The following is an 18,091-nucleotide window of genomic DNA, read 5'->3' on the forward strand; positions in this document are numbered from 1 at the left end:
ACTTACTCAGGTTTATACTAAGCTAACGTACACCCAACTTTAGATGTTTGGCTTGGCTATTTAAGTAGCTAACACCTCGAAGACAGTGTTTCCAAACCGTATTTTTGCTTACCGTACCCTGCTGAAATCAATAACATCATCATGACCCACATCTTACTGGTTGAAGATGAAGTCAAACTGGCACGATTTGTCGAATTGGAATTGAATTATGAAGGCTATCAAGTTAGTATTGCTTACGATGGATTAACTGCACTTACCGCAGCACGTAAGTTACATCTAGATTTAGTAATTTTAGACTGGATGTTGCCTGGTTTATCGGGGTTGGAAATTTGCCACCGTTTGCGAAGTATTGCTGAGAAAGTGCCGATAATCTTATTAACCGTCAAAGATGAAGTGAGCGATCGCATTGTAGGCTTAGACACTGGTGCTGATGATTACCTCGTTAAACCCTTCAGCGTTGATGAATTATTAGCCAGAGTTGGCGCTCACCTGCGAAGAAGCCAGCAAGTATACAAAGCAGATGTTTTAGAATTTAAAGACCTGACTTTAAATCGTCGCACGCGTCAAGTGTACCGAGATCAGAGGTTAATTGAGTTAACTGCTAAGGAATTTGATTTACTAGAATATTTACTAGCCCATCCGCGACAGGTAATTACCTGCGATCGCATTTTAGAGGATGTCTGGGGTTACGGGGGTTACGGCTTCATCGGCGATGCCAACATCATCGAACTTCAGATGGGCTATCTACGTCTGAAACTTGAAGCCAATAACGAAAAGTGCCTCATTCAAACTGTGAGTGGTGTCGGCTACACATTGCATGATTAAATTTGGGATGGGGAATGGTTATTAATCCTTGTCCCTCCCTCCCTCATCTCCCCCTACCTTCTTATTCCCCTTCCAGTGTTAAATAACGGTAAAACCCCAAATCTTCCTATGATGGAAAATTTGGGGTTTTTGGCAATCTGAGCAATAACTCATCCAACTCAGAGTTAATTATATTAGGATGCACAAAGCTGTCATCATCTAAAATCTAAAACTGCATGACTTATCTAGAAACAGCAGCGCAATTTTACCGTGAAGTTGCCGAAACCCCGCAAGTTGGACTTTGTTGTGTGCAAAGTACACCCCTGCAACTACCAGGGTTGAAAATTCCTTTGCCAATGCAGGAAATGAACTATGGTTGTGGCACCACCGTTCACCCCACCGAACTAGGAAACCAACCTACTGTGCTATATGTCGGTGTTGGCGGTGGCTTAGAAGCGTTGCAATTCGCTTATTTTTCCCGTTATGCAGGTGCTGTTATTGCCGTTGAACCTGTTGGGGCGATGCGTGAAGCTGCTGCACGCAATCTAGAAATTGCTGCTCAAGAAAACCCGTGGTTTGATACCAGTTTTGTAGAAATCCGCGAAGGCGATGCTTTTAACTTACCCGTTGCTGATCTGCGCGTCGATATCGTGGCGCAAAATTGCCTTTTCAATATTTTTGAACCAGAAGATTTAACCCGTGCTTTAAAAGAAGCCTATCGGGTATTAAAACCTGGCGGACGTTTGCAGATGAGCGATCCAATTGCTACTAGTCAAATTCCAGCCCATCTTCAACAAGATGAACGACTCAGAGCCATGTGTTTATCAGGCGCACTCACATATCAAGAGTATACTGAACGGATTACGAATGCTGGTTTTGGTCAAGTTGAAATTCGCGCCCGTCGTCCTTACCGTCTACTAGATTCCCACAGTTATAATTTAGACGAACATCTACTTTTAGAAAGTCTGGATTCCGTTTCGTTTAAAGTTGCTATTCCCGAAGATGGTGCTTGTATCTTTACAGGAAAAACAGCAGTTTATGCTGGTTTGGAACCCTTTTTCGATGATTCAGCAGGTCATCTACTCCAGCGTGGAATTCCCGCAGCAGTGTGTGATAAAACTGCTGCTAAACTTGCGACTATCAAGCCAGAAGAAATAATTGTCACGAATTCAACCTGGCATTATAGCGGCGGTGGTTGCTGTTAATTTATAAACCCCAAAATGTTGTTAATTAGTCTATTTATCGCCACGCTTTTTTTAGCATATTCCAATGGTGCAAATGACAACTTTAAAGGGGTAGCAACGTTGTTTGGTAGCCGAACTAGCAGCTATCAAACAGCAATTTTGTGGGCAACTTTGACAACCTTAGCTGGTGCTGTTGCTGCAACTTTCTGGGCAAATAGACTAATTACAAACTTCTCTGGAAAAGGACTAGTACCTGATGCGATCGCTAATTCCCCAGAGTTTCATCTAGCGGTTGCTCTTGCTGCTGGTTTAACTGTACTGATAGCCACCCTTATGGGGTTTCCCATTTCCACAACTCACAGTTTAACAGGTGCGTTGGTTGGCGCTGGATTAGTTGCGATCGGACTTCAAGTTAATTTTGCAGCTTTGGGAACTTCTTTTATTTTGCCTCTATTACTCAGTCCAATTATTGCTATTTTTTTTGGGGCAGTAATTTACAGTTTATGTAACTATATCATTTCAAAATGGAACCTACCAGTCAATCAAAAAATGATTGATGCTTGCCATTTTATCAGTGCTGGAATTGTCAGTTTTGCTAGAGGATTAAATGATACTCCCAAGATTTTATCACTTATTTTAGTTATTGAGTATTTTTCAATTCAGGGGGGAATGATTACGATTGCGATCGCAATGGCACTTGGCGGTTTACTCAACTCCCAAAAAGTTGCAGTAACCATGAGTTAAAAGATTACCTCATTGAATCATACTCAAGGCTTATCAGCAAATATAGTAACTGGAATTCTGGTAATTGCAGCTAGTCGATTTGGGCTTCCGGTTTCCACCACACATGTTTCAGTTGGTTCTATTTTCGGAGTAGGATTAACTGCCAAAAAAGCCAATATGCGTGTTTTTTATCAGATATTATTATCGTGGATTTTAACCTTACCAACTGCTGCTATTATTAGTGCAATAACCTACAGATTATTGCAAGGTTATAAAATTAATTGAATATATTTTTTGTGCCATATTTAAGGATTAGTAACTAATGCAAACTCAATCAAAAGTTACACCATTTAAAAACAAACTCAATTCTCCTTTGACAAAAAAGGGAATTAGTGTTTTACAAATTAATCTAGGTAAGCGTTGTAACCTTGCCTGTACACACTGTCATGTCGAAGCTGGCCCAAAACGTACCGAAGAACTTTCTTTTGAAGTTTGCGAACAATTGATTTCGTTAATCTATAAATTTCCCGAAATTAAAATTGTCGATTTGACTGGTGGCGCACCAGAAATGAATTATGGATTTAAGCCATTGGTAGAAGCAGCAAGAGCAACTGGTAAGCAGGTGATTGTCCGGTCTAATTTGACCATTTATTTTGAAGATGGATTTGCTGATTTACCAGAATATTTTGCTCAACACCAAATAAGAGTTGTAGCTTCTCTACCCTGCTACCTAGCAGATAATGTTGATAAAATGCGCGGTGCTGGTGTTTTTGATAGTTCAGTCAAAGCTTTGCAGTGGCTTAACAAACTTGGCTATGGTAAAGAGCCAAATTTAATTTTGGACTTGGTATTTAATCCCCAGTTACCCACGGATAAAAAATTTTCCTTAGCTCCCGAACAGACTAACCTAGAACGAGATTATAAAATGTTCTTACAAGAACATTTTAATATTGTGTTTAGCAACCTCTTCACCATTACCAACCTACCAGTTGGTAGAACTAAAATGCATTTAGAACGGACAAAACTGTACACCAGCTATTTGCAGTTTTTAGAGTCACATTTTAATCCTGGCACAGTTGAGCATTTGATGTGCCGCGATGAACTTTCAATTGACTATCTAGGAAATGTATATGATTGCGACTTTAACCAAATGATGAATTTACCTGCGAAAAATCGCAACGGTGAAACTTTGACAGTGAGCAAACTCTTAGAAGCTGACAGTTTAGACCTAATTAGTGAGATACAAACTGCTGCTTATTGCTATGGTTGTACTGCTGGGTGTGGTTCTAGTTGTAGTGGTGCTTTGCTTTAAAGACAAATAACAGGGCTTACCCAAACAATAGCCAAAACCCTTATTTTAACGTAGGGGCAAAGGTAGGGGCAATTCATGAATTGCCCCTACAGCGTATACCTGAGAGTGTCATCGCAAAAAAAAGTCTGTTACCAAAATTGTTACGAGTGTGTTGTTGTTGGGCAGCTAATTTATGATGATATATAGTCAAACTCCTCACACCACACTGAAAGCCGTGAAACATTATGTTTTGCGGTTTTTTCCTTTTTAGGAATGATATACTTGGGGCAATCGTACTGTGAGATTAAGTGCGATCGCATCTTTCTACCCCTTCTAAAGAATTATCACTCTTTTCAAAAGCAAATCTCCCCTTTATTCAATTTTTCCTGAAGTTTTTTTCTCACTGCATCGGTAAATTTTAGATCAGATGCCAGACTTTCTAATTGAATATATGCCATGCTTGCTCAAAATACTTGTACCCTTTGTAAGCTCCTTGAATACGCTCGTCAATCTTGACTTTAATCTGAGCAAATTCATTGCTATAACCCTTGTGTAAATTAATAACTAAGTTATTTACAAGGCTTTGAATAACAGAATCACCAGCAATGAAGCTATCTACATTATTGGATGTTCCCACTAAATATATCAATAAACGTATTTTTGACTTGAAGTCTGTAAATGCTCTTCTAATCAATTCTTTAAATAGTAATCTTGTTTCTTGAATTTCATCAGGAAATCTTTCTAAAGCATCTAACTCATCTGTAAGGTAGACAAAACTAAATTTCGGATCTACAGATGATATTTCAGAAATAATATAAAAGAAAAATTGTTCAAATCCATCTACAGTATTGGTTGTAATATAATTTTTAAACTTACTACGAAATGGTTGCAACTTTGTTAATGCTTTAAGTTGAGCGACTTCAAGATTATTTAAATAATCGCTCAGAATGCGTTCAGTTAAAATTCTAATAGACACTGATAAATTTACATTATGTAGTAACTGATAGAAGGTATCAGCTAGAATGTGGCAGTATAGTTTATCCATAAAGCTATGACTACCACCTCTTGGTATATCAGAAAGTAGAAACTTAACTACTACAGAGTGATTTTCATATGTGGGTTTAGTTTCAGTTAACTGTTGCAAGTAAGTTAGTAATGAAGTCTTACCACTACCAACTACAGCAGCGACAAATCTAAATGTGAAGTAGCCCTCATCAAAGGTATGCGTGAGATCATCCCCAAGTAACTCGGTTATGCTAGATATTTTTCGTCCAGAAAGACTTTTAGCTGTAGACCCTTCACCATCTGAAGCTGGAGGTCTAACAACGCGTTCAACTCTAATATCGTCAATGAATCCAGTACCTGATTGAACATCTTTAAGAAAATCTTTGATAAACCTTTTCTTTCCTGCATCTTCTGCCATTTATTATTCTACCCACTGAATCAGTTCTTCATCTTTTTCGGTAACAGCAAAAACCTTGCCAGTCGATTTTAGTTTATTAAAGTAATTCTCCAACTTTGATTGAGAAATACTATTTTTTTCACTAAACTTTTGGCAAATATCTTGACTACGAATAGCAACTACTCCACGCAATTCTTGTTGTTTTCTTTCTGCAAAATATAGTTCTTTAAACTTTTCTACGAATGTGTCAAAGTCCATATCTTCTATAGTCACAGAAGAAACATAGTCTTTCAACGATGTCAGCTTAAGGCAATGCAGAAGAGTGTTTAGAACTTTTTGTCCTTTTGAAGAGTCGAATTCGTAGTCTGTAGTTTGTAGATTAGCGACAAGCGCTTTCCTGCCCTCTTCTGTGACTGAAATGCGCCTTCTCTTGGGAGATTCTAGGAAATTTTGCTGGTACAGAGTGTTATATATATCATCAGTATTTCTTTTGAGTTCTTTAGACAAATGCTCTTTGACAGTACCTTGAGTTACCGTACCCTTATCTGAGTAGGCAACTGTGTAAAGCAAGTAAAGCATTTGCTCTATGGAGAGTTTAGTCATAAATTCCTCTTACTCTTAAACAATTTTACTTAGACTCCTTTGGTGAAAATAAATATCTTAACAAAGTAACATATAATACTTTAAATTAAATAGTATTTCTTACATTGCGTCAGTTCACCAACGAGTAAGTATGCAGAATTCCCCAAATTACTAATCTTGGGGATACAAATAACATTACCAAAAGTAATCGACCCTTGTATAATTTACTAATCAAAAGCGCAATGTCTGGCGACAAGCACTCTCTCTTCACTCTTCAAATTTCCAACTACACAATACAATAGTGTAGATGCGATCGCAGTTTTCCCTCAAACATAACTTTGTGTCCACCCTCTTGCGCTAAAGTTGCATAAGAACGTGCATCTAAAGCCAGGAGGAAAGAGTTGTGAAAGCAGTCTTGATGACAGCATCTGGCAGTCCCGAAGTTCTGCAAGTACAAGAAGTGCCAAACCCTGCGGTTCCACGGAATACTGAACTTTTAGTGCGTTTGGTGGCGGCTGGTATTAACCCCATTGACACTAAACTTCGTAGCCGAGGCAGTTTCTACCCCGATCGCACGCCGACAATTTTAGGATGTGATGGTGCTGGTATCGTCGAAGCGGTGGGTGCTAATGTTCAGCGTTTTCACTCAGGCGACGAAGTATATTTTTGCTATGGTGGCTTGGGCGCACACCAAGGTAATTACGCTGAATATACCGTTGTGGATGAGCGGTTTGTGGCACGTAAACCCGCGTCTATCTCCTTTGCCGAAGCCGCAGCAGCACCTTTAGTCTTAATCACCGCCTGGGAAGCTTTATACGAACGGGGACGATTGGAACCTGGAGAACGGGTTTTGATTCATGCGGGTGCTGGTGGTGTAGGGCATGTAGCAATTCAATTGGCGAAACTCAAAGGTGCTACTGTCTCCACCACAGTGGGTTCTGAAGAAAAAGCTGATTTTGTCAAACAACTAGGTGCCGATCATGTAATTTTTTACAAACAAACAGACTTTGTACAAGCAGCATTAGATTGGACAAACGGCGAAGGCGTAGACTTGGCTTTTGATACCGTAGGCGGCGAAACCTTTTACAAAACCTTCCCCGCAGTGCGAGTATATGGTGATATTGTGACAATTCTCGAACCAGATGCCAATACTGTTTGGAAAACTGCTAGACAACGCAATCTCCGCATTGGTTTAGAATTAATGCTCACACCAGCGTTGCTAGGATTAGAAGAAAGCCTCCAACACCAGGCAGAAATTCTCGAACAATGTGCCACCTGGATCGATGAAAGCAAATTAAAAATCCATGTTAGCCACAAATTTCCTTTAAAAGAAGCAGCCAAGGCACACCAACTAATTGAAAGCGGTTCTGTGACAGGTAAAATTGTTCTACTCATTAGCGACGATTGATCGAACAATTTGCATAATTTATTTTTTAAACGCAAAGGTACGCAGAGGTTAAACGCAAAGGTACGCAAAGGGTTTTCTCTGCGCCCCTCTGCGCTTTCCTTAGCGTTCCTTTGCGTTTTATCAATTCTCCTCTTTTTCCCCCTACCAACTTGGGCAGCACAAACGCAACCAGAACGCACACCCTTAACCCTAGAATTATTACAAGAACGTCTCCGCACACCGACACTCCGCGAAGGCAATTTGACGGTGGATTTGCAGAAGATGGTGATTGATTTGCGTCCAGAAAATGCTAGCTTTCGTGATGCTTTTTACCAACTCATGCGAAAAGGACTAGGTGCAAAACCTCTGGGTTTAGACCTCAGCTATACCTTAATTTTAGGAGATTTTGTGGGCAGTGATTTGGGTTTAAGAACCCCCTTATACGCCCAAGCCATTGCTTCGATTTTCACCGCCACCGAACAACAAGAATTAGAACGTTTGCGCCTCATTTGTCTGGAGTCACTCACAAACTCGAAAGATTGCCGATCGCTTTTGGGAACACAATCAACTCCATCCAGTGAAATCGCCGTCTTTCGTGGTGTCTTAACACTAATGCAAACTCGTTTCAATGGCGAAATGAAGTTCTCTAATACATTCTTTCTTCAGTCTGTGGATGCCCAAGGTGCAACTTTTCTGCAATCCACTAATTGGGTTGAAACCAGATTTGCTCGTCCTGTCAACTTTAGCGGTGCTAAATTCAAGCAACTAAGTAATTTTCAAGGCAGTATTTTTTTTGATAAAGCTAATTTTAAACAAACTCAATTTCAAGAACTTGCTGATTTTCAAGGCAGTATCTTTGAAAAAAATACCAACTTCAACCAAGCAGATTTTAAGCAGTTGGCTAAATTCAATAGTGGTCAGTGGCGAGATAATGCTGATTTTTCTGATGTCCACTTTGCAAATCAAGCCCAGTTTACTAAAGCAAATTTTAATCAGTCCCTCTTTTTAACAGAAGCGACTTTTGACCAAGCTGTTACATTTCGAGAAGTGGAGTTTAATCAATCGGTAAATTTGCAAGGTGCGAGCATCCTTAACCAAGCAGATTTTAGTGATGCGAGGTTTTCTACAGAAGCTTGTTTAAGCGTACCTGGTTTAACTTTTAACTCTAACCAAGCAAAAATTTTAGGTAATCCGGGTCAGATTGGTAAGATGTTCTGCATCCCTACATTGCAAGGTAATGAGAACATTTTGCGGAATTTGGGACAAAATTTTCGTCAGCAACAACAAGTTGCCGATGCTAATGAACTGGAATACACAAAACAACAACTGCGATTAATAGAAATGAGTCGCCGTTTGACGGCTACAAATATTAATAGTGCAACTGTTGCAAGTTTGATGAACTTGGGTTTTTCTGCAACTCAAGCCGAAGCGATCGCCCAGCGTCGTCTGATAAAATCGTTTCGTAACAGCAGTGAGTTACTCACCTTAGCAGATATCGATTTAGAAAAGTACACACAACTGAGTGTAGATGTGCAACGCCTTGTCGCTAGACATCGCTTAATTGTTGGTGAACCCCTTTCTATCATTGGGTGGTTACTGCAAGCTTGGAGTTGGTTGGGGTTGAGTGTACTGCTGTTGTTGAGTGGCTATGGTACGAATTTTTGGTTAGTGTTTGGCGTGGGAGGAGTTGCGATCGCTTATTTCGGTTTACTCTTTTGGTTAGTGGATCGCTATCGTCGGCTACATCCTGTACCAATTATTCCCACATCCTACGAAACCATTTCGATATTAATCAGTTTTAGCGTTTTAGAATTCTTAAGCTTATTAGCCATCTTTCGTAATGCTCAACAACCTTGGCTAACATTGGGGTGTCTTTTAATAATTATTGTCCCCATCCCAATGGTTTTATTGATCCGACTTTACCAACAAGGTCGTTATCATGATTTAATGGATGTTTCTTACTTCACAGAAGACGGGACATTCCGCCAGCTACGATTATTGATTGGACGTTTGCCAGTCATACCAAGGAATCAGACATTTCGGGAACGATATATGCCTCTGTTGGGCGATCGCCGTTGGAACTGGCTCAACTACTATGATTTTAGTCTCAACAACCTAGTGAAATTAGGATTTAACGACATTCGCCTGCGAGACGAACACCTACCTGGGATCATCTCTGCGCTCGCTTGGTATCAATGGAGTTTGGGTTTAATTTACATCACTCTCGTTTTATGGACACTTTCTCGCACAATTCCGGGATTGAATTTGCTGATTTATTTGAAGTAATCTCTGCACTGAAACTTTTTTCGCTGCACTTTGTAGTGGTGCTAATATGATGCAACGTATTGCAGAGTGCCAGAAACCGTGCTATTTATTGTTATCAGCCTTGCGGTATTACGTCGGATAAAAGTGATAGAACGCCGATTAAACGCAAATTAATTAAATATCTAAAAATTTAGCAAATTTATCAAAAGATTGTTCATTGCAATATAATATTTAATCTCAATTTAATTTTTTTATACAAAATATAAGTTTATTTTTTTAAACCATTCTCTAAAAATATCTACAAGTTTGATAAATATATCAAAATATTTTTCATTGTCCTTCAAAATTAAATCATATAAATTGTAATTGTAAGTAGCATTGATTAAAAATCGATTATCTCGACTTAACAAAGATAACCAAATAATCTAATAGCTACTAACTAGCTTTGCTAACAAAAAGACAACAAGAAAGCCACAAAATAGACTTAATTTTTGTCTATTTTATGTTGCAATGCTAGCAAGATTTTTATCAAAACAATAAGAGGATTAATTCTAATGGCAGAAAATTCAAGTAAGAGTGGTAGCGGTAACCCCTCTACTAGTGGGAACAATCCGCTTGGACAATCACCCTTCGGTCGCTTGACAGAAGTTCTTAGTGATAAAGACCTCAGCAATATATTCAGTGGTGTTGGTAAGGGAGAAGGTGGCAAAAGCCCATTTGGTGGCGGTGCTGCTGCTGGTGGTGCTGGCGGTGGCAGTAAGCCTGATTTAGCCTATGGTGGTAATCCTTTTGCTGGCGACAACTTCTGGAATATCTTTGCAGGCGGTGTAAACCCATCCGCAGTTGGTGGTAAGCCATCCGCAGGTGGTGGTAACTCATCCACAGGCGGTGGTAACCCATTCGCAGGTGGTGGTAAGCAAAGTAGTGGCAGCGACCCTTTGACTGGTGCTGGTGGCAGTAGTAACCCATTCGCAGGCGGTGGTAAGCCATCCGTAGGTGGTGGTAACCCATTCGCAGGCGGTAGTAACCCATCCGTAGGTGGTGGTAAGCAAAGTAGTGGCAGCGACCCTTTGACTGGTGCTGGTGGCAGTAGTAACCCATTCGCAAGTGGTGGTAAGCCATCCGCAAGTGGTAGCGACCCTTTGACTGGTGCTGGTAGCAAGACCTATGGTATTAGCACAAGTGAAATACCGAACGGGTTCGATTTGAGGGTTACTATTGACAAGCTAGTTGACTCAAAGGTTGACAAGAAACTGGGTGGTGGAAAAACCCCATCATTTGGTGGTAGTGGTGGAGGAATCCCATCATTTGGTGGTAGTGGTGGAGGAATCCCATCATTTGGTGGTAGTGGTGGAGAAATTCCCTCGTTTGGTGGTAGTGGTGGAGGAATTCCATCATTTGGCGGTAGTGGTGGAGGAATCCCATCATTTGGTGGTAGTGGTGGAGGAATCCCATCATTTGGCGGTCAATAAATCCCGTTTGCTTAATAGAATCGTTGCAAAAATCAGCAGATAATAAATAGAGCGGAACAATAATGAGTTCTTCAGTACATAGTATGCTAGTACAGTTTGGCGAAAATAAACATACCATTTGATAAAGCTGAAAAACGTGTATTATCGGTTATGTGACTTCTGCCTTATTGTACTAGTTTGCTATTTTACGCCCTAGAACTATTTATAGGTAAAGATTTAGGCAATGTTTTCTGTTAGTTTGAGGGTAAGATTATCAAAGCCTTTATTGTAGAGAGATTTTGAGTTTAGCAAATTCATAATTGGTATAAGAAATACTGAAGACCCGATAACTTTTTAACTAAAAAAAGGAGAATTAGTGCCAATGGAAGCGTCTGCTGTCAATCCCCTTAATGGTGGAGTTAATCCCTTAAGTGCAGGTGGTTCTAACAGCGTTAGTCCCTTTGCTGCCAATGGCAGTTTGTCTGCTGAAGCCAGCCTCTTGAAGGGTGGTAGCAATCTGTTATTAGGTAACGGTAACAATCCCATTCCAGGTGGTGGTATTAATCCGTTTGCAGGCGATGCTGGCAGTGGGCTTCAGCAATTAATATTTGCTCGATTAAAGTTAATTTTAGGTGATAACTTTTTCAAAGGTATTGACAACACATTGGCAGGAGGTAGTAACCCTTTTGCAAGCAGTGGTTATCCGATTCCAGGTGGGGCTACTAACCCATTTGCAGGCAGTGGTAATGCCATTCCAAGTGGGGGTAGTAACCCATTTGCAGGCAGTGGTAATGCCATTCCAAGTGGGGGTAATAACCCGTTTGCAGGTAGTGGGAATGCGAGCGCAGGTGCTGGAAGTTTGCTTCAACAATCGCCTTTCGATCCGTTGAAAGAAGTCCTTGGTAATAATATACCCTTTAGCAACGCTCCTAATACATCTAATCCTGGTAGCAAAACCTTTAATAAGAGCAACGCACCAGTTGGTAATGGTAACAAGAACCTTGGTAGTAAGAACGCAACTATTGGTAATTTTAACTCGAATTATGGCAGTAACAGCGCAACCATTGGCAATGGGAACTGGAACTTTAATAATGACAACGCAACTATCGGTAATGGCAACTGGCTATTTGCAAAGAATAACACAACCCTTGGTAACGGCAATTGGTATTGGGACGACGGAAGTAATAATGCAACATTAGGTAATGGTAATTGGCACTTCGGCAGTGACAACGCAACCATTGGAAACGGCAATTGGGATTTCGGTACAGATAACACAATTATTGGTAATGGTAACTGGGTTTTTACCAATGGAAATCAAATTATTGGTAATGGCAATTGGTTAGCGAATACTGACAACACAAAGATTGGAAACGTCAATAATATCAGCAGTTTAAATTTATCCTCACAAGGGATCAAGACTGATGCTAACAATCTGATTGACTCTGTTATAGGTAAAATAGGCAAAAATTTTCTTGGGTTAACAGGAGATTTTGATGCATCAAGTAGCCAAACTTTTAACCGCCTCATCTCTTCTAAAAGTGTTGGTAATGACACTAATATATCTAACGATATTCAGCAACTTTTGGCATCACTAAGCCCAATTCAAGGAAGTTTCATCAATTATCAGCCTGTGCAAAACCCTCAGCCTGTCCCAGAATCTGCTTCTTCAGTGTCGTTGGTAGTAATGGGACTTATGTGTTTGCTGTTGTCACTTTTCAAAAAACAACAACACTGTTAACGTAAATTCAATCCTTTTAAGCTTATTGCGATCGCAACGCAGTATACTACTAATTTTCGGTAATAATACTAATTTTTATCTCAAAATGCTGACATTTAGCGCATCGGGTAGCTACATGGGTTAGTTCTGTCTACCCCACAATAAATAATTGAATATTTTTTATTTGGAAGTCGTTATAGCGGTTCTCGTTTATGTGAGGTACATCGGTAGGGGCATGGCACTGCCATGCCCTTACACCTGGCGATATAATCTTCTACCGCATCTGAATAGGAACCGCTATATAAATTTAATATTAATGTTTGTAAGTACAATATCTGAAGTTTGTCAGCACAGCATTAAAGAAAAATCACCTATCCCTGAAAATCTGCTAAACTTCACGATTCTTAATCATGCCAGCTTACTCGTGTGGCTGACAGAAGTCACACAATCCAATAGGCTGATCTTAAGGTGGTAATTTTTCACAAAGCTCATCTGCACGAAAAGGCAGGCTTCGTTGTCCAGCACTTTTGGATTGTTGCCATCTTCTAGCATCACTTAGTCGTTAATAGCTACCTATACAGAAAATGTCCCTTAAAATCGTCCATAATTTTGATAGCAGTTTCACTCTTGAAGCACAAGCTCAAGAAACTTTATTTAATTTATTAACAAGCGTTGCTTTCTTAAATCAAATTTGTCAACAGTTGCACTGTGAGCAAGTTAAATTTACAGAATTACTTTTCCAACCAGTTCCTTACAGCTTAACTACCACTAAAGGAATGCCAGCAGAATTTGAAAAATATCATGAATCTGATGAATATGCCATTATCAACGTACCACCAAATTTCATGTTTAGTGCTAAGATTTTTAAACCCAGTCGCCTTTGTGCAATTTACCAAAAAGTGGATAAGGGGTAATTTTTAAGATAGTTTTCCCCTAATTAAGTAAGTGGGCGCAAATAATCATCACTGGCTTGTAGTTGCGCTTTAGCGCTAAAGCGCAACTACGAGCCAAATACAGAGATTTTACTTTTCGTTATATAGTTTGGTTTTATCTTGCCTACCTAATTAGCAATTCTCAATATAATGAGCTATCGCTTAACCTCACCCGATAAAGCTGTGGTTTATCTTCCCTCTCCAAAGCATCGGAGAGGGGTTGGGGTGAGGTTTTGATATGATGTACTTCATGCACCTGAGAATAGACAAATAGTAAGTTTAATATTTGATGTATGGCTCTTGAAACGAATCTTTCCTCTTTGACAGCCCTGGAATACATTCCTTACATTGACGATCGCGGCCAATTACCCGAACAATTTCAGGGTAAAATCGGGGTATATGCTATTTTTAATCAAGAAAAAGTGCTGCAATTTGTAGGATACTCCCGTGATGTTTACCTCAGCCTCAAACAGCATTTAGTCCGTCAGCCACAGCAATGCTATTGGGTTAAAGTTCAAACTATTGAACGCCCTAGTCGCACAATTTTAGAAAATACCGAAAATGCTTGGATTGCTGAAAATGGCAGTGTCCCTTGGGGAAATGGGAATGGGGATCAAAAAGAAAAATGGACTCATCCCATTGATGTCAAAGTCGTAATGACACCTGAAGAACAGGTAAATTATCAAAATCCAGCTAATGATGAATTAGCACAAATAAAAATTCTTAAAAATGTGGCGCGGAGAGTAGAAGCAGAAATTTCAACGCAATTATTAGAAGTGCGTGGTTTGCAAATGCAAATTCGCTTCAATCCGAAATTGAAAGAAGAAGGTTTACTCGATTTGAAATGAAGCTGGTTTTCGGGAAAACAATCGAACTATTTACTACATAGTAACTAATTTCTGTGAGTTAGATAAAAATAATTCCTTTTTTAATACTCCTGAATTACAAGATTACTTTAATAAGCAACCTTCGTGTCGCCCTATATATTCACCGAAAGCATTTCCACCTAAATTGCTGTCAAAATTAGAGCAACAGAATCTAGAGTATATCAGCAAATATCAAGATCGTTACGGGTTGAGATATTTTCAGAAATAATATTTTTGTGATTATACCATTTTTTGGTAATTAAAGGCTTTCACAAAATATCTGATATATATAACTGTTTTCCTTTGCATAAACTTTTTTTTAAACCTCACCCCCAACCCTTCTCCGAACTCACGGAGAGGGGAGTATTTGCACGCCTCAAATCTGGGGTGAGGTTCAGACTGTATTACGCCCAAGTGAGAAGCGCTATATTGCTAGGGGCATACTGCTGTACGTCGTTACACGCGATGCATTTATTGCAAAATATTCTTGTAAATGGTATAAGTTCTAAGTATATTAGCTTGGAATTATCAAAGGATTTCTTGCTACTTATTAGATAATATCTAGGTTGGCTAGTGTAACATAGTAGACAGATTACTAGAGATTTAATAGCATAAAATCGCTAGATATTAGACGCTTATTCTAGCGAAGTCTATATGGAGTCAGAGCTAAACTGTTTTATCTTTACAAAAGTCCATCTTTAGATACTAGCCAGTTTGAGAACCAGGCATTTATATTTAATATATAAAATTGCTATCTCTAAGATTAGCAATCGATAAGTTAAAGAAATGCCATTTTTATATTTTCTTTGTTATTTTGTATTTAACGGGACAGTTCTTCCTGATTTGGTGGGCTTAAATAACAATTAGTTAAACAATTTCCCCCCAAAGATGCATGTAAATTATTTGCCTTGTGCTTCTTTTCCTTCCGAATTTACAAGCATAATGCAAATTGGTTAACAGATTACATGTTAATATTCCCAATCAGCAAATAGTTCATCTACACAAGGAAAACCTTGCCTACGACTATGCTTAAAACACTTAATCAGCGTATTTTTCTGCCTGTTTTTGTTAGCCCTTTAGAAGAAAAGAATCAAACAGCTCGTAAAAAGCGATTTGCTAGACCTAAATTAGATTTACTGCAACCATTACGTCAATGGCTGGACAAAATTGAGATTCAGAATCGGAAATTAGCCAAACTTATTGCTAAAGTGATTCCTGCCCAGTGTCCATTCGAGCGCGATGTGATGCTTTTTGGTCGCAAAATAGGGCATATTCCGCCAATGTGCAAGCTGAATCCCCTTTATAACGAACTTGTCTACTTGCGTTTTCGCGCTTTGTGTTATTTAGTAGATCAGTGTGGAGAGGATATTCAATCCTACTGCTGAAGATAACTAGATAAAACACAATATGGAAATTAAAATTGAGCATCAACCTAAGACTTGAACGCCTCAATGAATTGGGTGTCTATAAATGGGGAATTTGCCAAAAGGAAGTTTCCAAATTCCCTTGGACTTATGATTCTCAAGAAACTTGCTACTTTTTGGAAGGTGATGTTGTTGTTACTCCTGATGGTGGACAGCCAGTGCAAATGGGTGAAGGCGATTTAGTGACTTTTCCTGCTGGTATGTCTTGCACTTGGGAAATTACAAAAGACGTGATAAAAACATTATTACTTTGATTAGTCAACAGAGAAGATTGATCCCCATTATCTTGTTGATGATCCACAATACCCACATCTCATAATTCAATTTCGATTTTTACTATAAGGGGGTTGGCAGCGATTGTCGCAGGATAAAGTGGCAGAATCGATAAATTGCTCATATCCATATCTGTCGAAACTTGTTGCGACTTGATCCCCTAAACAATATTCATAGAAATAAATAGTCTCATTCCCTCGAAATGCAGAAAGTTTTTGCGAGGTTGGTGGCTGATAACTAAAAATGTGAATGCCATAGATCCCCGACTATTTTGAGTAGTCGTTCTACTTATTATTGAAATTTATCATATAGCGGTTGTGGTTTATGTGAGGTACATCGGTAGGGGCCAGGCAGTGCCATGCCCCTACACCTGGCGATTGTTGTACCGCATCTGAATGGGAACCGCTATAGCTTCTCGCCAGCACAGAAAATCTAGAGAGTTCATAATCAGGTTAGTGGGAGTTTAGCAGGTAAAGGTTTCGTCCCACCGCCATTTTATTGAGGAAAATCATCAAAAATGTTACTGCATTTAAGTACTTGGCAAGAAGTCGAAGCTTATTTACAGCAGTCAAAGGGGATTATTTTCCCTATTGGTTCCACAGAACAACATGGGCCAACGGGGTTAATTGGTACTGATGCCATTTGTGCAGAAGCGATCGCAGCTGGTGTAGGTGATGCAACGAGCGCGATCGTTGGCCCTACAATCAATGTGGGCATGGCACTACATCATACTGCTTTTCCTGGCTCAATCAGTCTGCGCCCTAGCACTTTAATTCAAGTAGTGCGAGATTATGTAACTTGTTTAGCCAAAGCTGGTTTTAGCAAGTTCTACTTTATTAACGGACATGGTGGTAATATCGCTACCCTGAAAGCGGCTTTTTCCGAAACTTACGCGCATTTAGAAGATTTGCAGATTCAGAATGCTCAATATGTGCAATGTCAAGTTGCAAACTGGTTTATGTGCGGTTCTGTATATAAGCTAGCGAAAGAACTATATGGGGATCAAGAAGGTTCTCATGCAACGCCAAGTGAAGTAGCCCTCACCCAGTATGTTTATCCAGATGCAATTAAGCAAGCATATCTTTCACCAGAAGTTGCAAGCGGACATCGGATTTATAGCGCTGCTGACTTTCGAGTGCGTTATCCAGATGGACGTATGGGATCAAATCCGGCTTTAGCAACGCCTGAACATGGTAAACAATTTTATGACTTGGCGGTGAAAGAACTTAGTAGTGGTTATTTGGAATTTGTGAACGCCCAGTAAAAGTCATGGAAAGAGATTGTGGAGATGCGAGTAAAATTGCGTCTCTGCATAAAATATTTTGAGAATAGTTATTCAATAAGGGTTTTTCAAAAACGAATCTAGAACAGATGCGGCGTTTTTATCTAGAATGGCAAATTGCCCAGGCACCGTCTGGTAAATTAATAGATATCTTGCAAAATGCCCTAACACCCCACCCCTTAATCCCCTCCCCAAAGCATCGGCGAGGGGAGACAAAGCGTAGCTTTGGCGGGGTGGGGTTCCTATTTGTGATTTATGCAAGAGGTCTAATTTAGATACTGAAATTTCGCAAACACTGTCTGCGGAATCTAATTTATCAACTTTAGCTCAAGGATTACCTTTATTTTCAGGCTTTTTGCTCGGATGTTCAAGTTATGAGGTCGAAATTTCGAGTTCAGAAGGGGAAGTTTCAGGCTTTTTGCTCGGATGTTCAAGTTATGAGGTCGAAATTTCGAGTTCAGAAGGGGAAGTTTCAAGCTTTTTGCTCGGATGTTCAAGTTATGAGGTC

14 protein-coding genes and 2 pseudogenes are annotated in these 18,091 nt (G+C 39.6%); 14 read left to right on the forward strand and 2 right to left on the reverse strand.

Annotated elements, in window-relative coordinates:
- The first annotated feature begins 141 nt into the window (after positions 1-141).
- The 4 genes and pseudogenes from V7K73_RS02700 (at position 142) to arsS (ending at position 4,023) form a co-directional block, all read left to right on the forward strand.
- Positions 142-825, forward strand: coding sequence for a response regulator transcription factor (locus V7K73_RS02700; protein ID WP_334876859.1), 684 nt, complete (start codon positions 142-144; stop codon positions 823-825).
- 215 nt (positions 826-1,040) lie between these two features.
- Positions 1,041-2,009 carry an arsenosugar biosynthesis arsenite methyltransferase ArsM gene (arsM, locus tag V7K73_RS02705; RefSeq protein ID WP_334876861.1) on the forward strand — a complete coding sequence of 323 codons (969 nt, stop codon included), beginning with the start codon at positions 1,041-1,043 and terminating at the stop codon, positions 2,007-2,009.
- A 15-nt stretch (positions 2,010-2,024) separates the two neighbouring features.
- A pseudogene (locus V7K73_RS02710) lies at positions 2,025-2,996 on the forward strand (inorganic phosphate transporter).
- Positions 2,997-3,033: 37 nt separating this feature from the next.
- Positions 3,034-4,023 carry an arsenosugar biosynthesis radical SAM (seleno)protein ArsS gene (gene arsS, locus V7K73_RS02715; RefSeq protein WP_334876863.1) on the forward strand — a complete coding sequence of 330 codons (990 nt, stop codon included), beginning with the start codon at positions 3,034-3,036 and terminating at the stop codon, positions 4,021-4,023.
- A gap of 418 nt (positions 4,024-4,441) precedes the next feature.
- On the opposite strand, the gene V7K73_RS02720 is transcribed toward arsS, so the two are convergent.
- On the reverse strand, positions 4,442-5,425 hold the full coding sequence (locus V7K73_RS02720) for a hypothetical protein (RefSeq protein ID WP_334876865.1): 984 nt from the start codon (positions 5,423-5,425) through the stop codon (positions 4,442-4,444).
- A 3-nt stretch (positions 5,426-5,428) separates the two neighbouring features.
- Entirely contained in the window at positions 5,429-6,007 is a 579-nt protein-coding gene (locus V7K73_RS02725; protein WP_334876867.1) for a hypothetical protein, read from the reverse strand.
- Positions 6,008-6,389: 382 nt separating this feature from the next.
- Between V7K73_RS02725 and V7K73_RS02730 the strand changes: the two genes are divergently transcribed.
- The 10 genes and pseudogenes from V7K73_RS02730 to V7K73_RS02775 all read left to right on the forward strand — a co-directional run bounded on the left by V7K73_RS02730 (position 6,390) and on the right by V7K73_RS02775 (position 17,565).
- The gene (locus tag V7K73_RS02730; protein ID WP_334876869.1) at positions 6,390-7,394 is read left to right on the forward strand and encodes a zinc-dependent alcohol dehydrogenase family protein; all 1,005 of its coding nucleotides are present in this window, start codon (positions 6,390-6,392) and stop codon (positions 7,392-7,394) included.
- A 9-nt stretch (positions 7,395-7,403) separates the two neighbouring features.
- The gene (locus V7K73_RS02735) at positions 7,404-9,659 is read left to right on the forward strand and encodes a pentapeptide repeat-containing protein (protein WP_334876871.1); all 2,256 of its coding nucleotides are present in this window, start codon (positions 7,404-7,406) and stop codon (positions 9,657-9,659) included.
- A 533-nt stretch (positions 9,660-10,192) separates the two neighbouring features.
- The gene (locus tag V7K73_RS02740; RefSeq protein ID WP_334876873.1) at positions 10,193-11,110 is read left to right on the forward strand and encodes a hypothetical protein; all 918 of its coding nucleotides are present in this window, start codon (positions 10,193-10,195) and stop codon (positions 11,108-11,110) included.
- A gap of 361 nt (positions 11,111-11,471) precedes the next feature.
- The gene (locus tag V7K73_RS02745; RefSeq protein WP_334876911.1) at positions 11,472-12,827 is read left to right on the forward strand and encodes a hypothetical protein; all 1,356 of its coding nucleotides are present in this window, start codon (positions 11,472-11,474) and stop codon (positions 12,825-12,827) included.
- Positions 12,828-13,390: 563 nt separating this feature from the next.
- The gene (locus V7K73_RS02750) at positions 13,391-13,720 is read left to right on the forward strand and encodes a hypothetical protein (RefSeq protein WP_334876875.1); all 330 of its coding nucleotides are present in this window, start codon (positions 13,391-13,393) and stop codon (positions 13,718-13,720) included.
- Positions 13,721-14,031: 311 nt separating this feature from the next.
- Positions 14,032-14,586 carry a GIY-YIG nuclease family protein gene (locus V7K73_RS02755; protein ID WP_334876877.1) on the forward strand — a complete coding sequence of 185 codons (555 nt, stop codon included), beginning with the start codon at positions 14,032-14,034 and terminating at the stop codon, positions 14,584-14,586.
- A 37-nt stretch (positions 14,587-14,623) separates the two neighbouring features.
- Positions 14,624-14,833, forward strand: a complete 210-nt coding sequence (locus V7K73_RS02760; protein WP_442936725.1) for a YARHG domain-containing protein — start codon at positions 14,624-14,626, stop codon at positions 14,831-14,833.
- Positions 14,834-15,629: 796 nt separating this feature from the next.
- Positions 15,630-15,989: a Mo-dependent nitrogenase C-terminal domain-containing protein gene (locus V7K73_RS02765; protein WP_334876879.1), complete on the forward strand. Its 360-nt coding sequence runs from the start codon at positions 15,630-15,632 to the stop codon at positions 15,987-15,989.
- A 22-nt stretch (positions 15,990-16,011) separates the two neighbouring features.
- Positions 16,012-16,286: pseudogene (locus V7K73_RS02770) on the forward strand (cupin domain-containing protein).
- Positions 16,287-16,818: 532 nt separating this feature from the next.
- Positions 16,819-17,565, forward strand: a complete 747-nt coding sequence (locus V7K73_RS02775) for a creatininase family protein (RefSeq protein WP_334876880.1) — start codon at positions 16,819-16,821, stop codon at positions 17,563-17,565.
- Positions 17,566-18,091 lie beyond the last annotated feature (526 nt).

This window comes from Nostoc sp. (assembly GCF_036916975.1).
In the GTDB taxonomy this organism is placed as follows: domain Bacteria; phylum Cyanobacteriota; class Cyanobacteriia; order Cyanobacteriales; family Nostocaceae; genus Nostoc.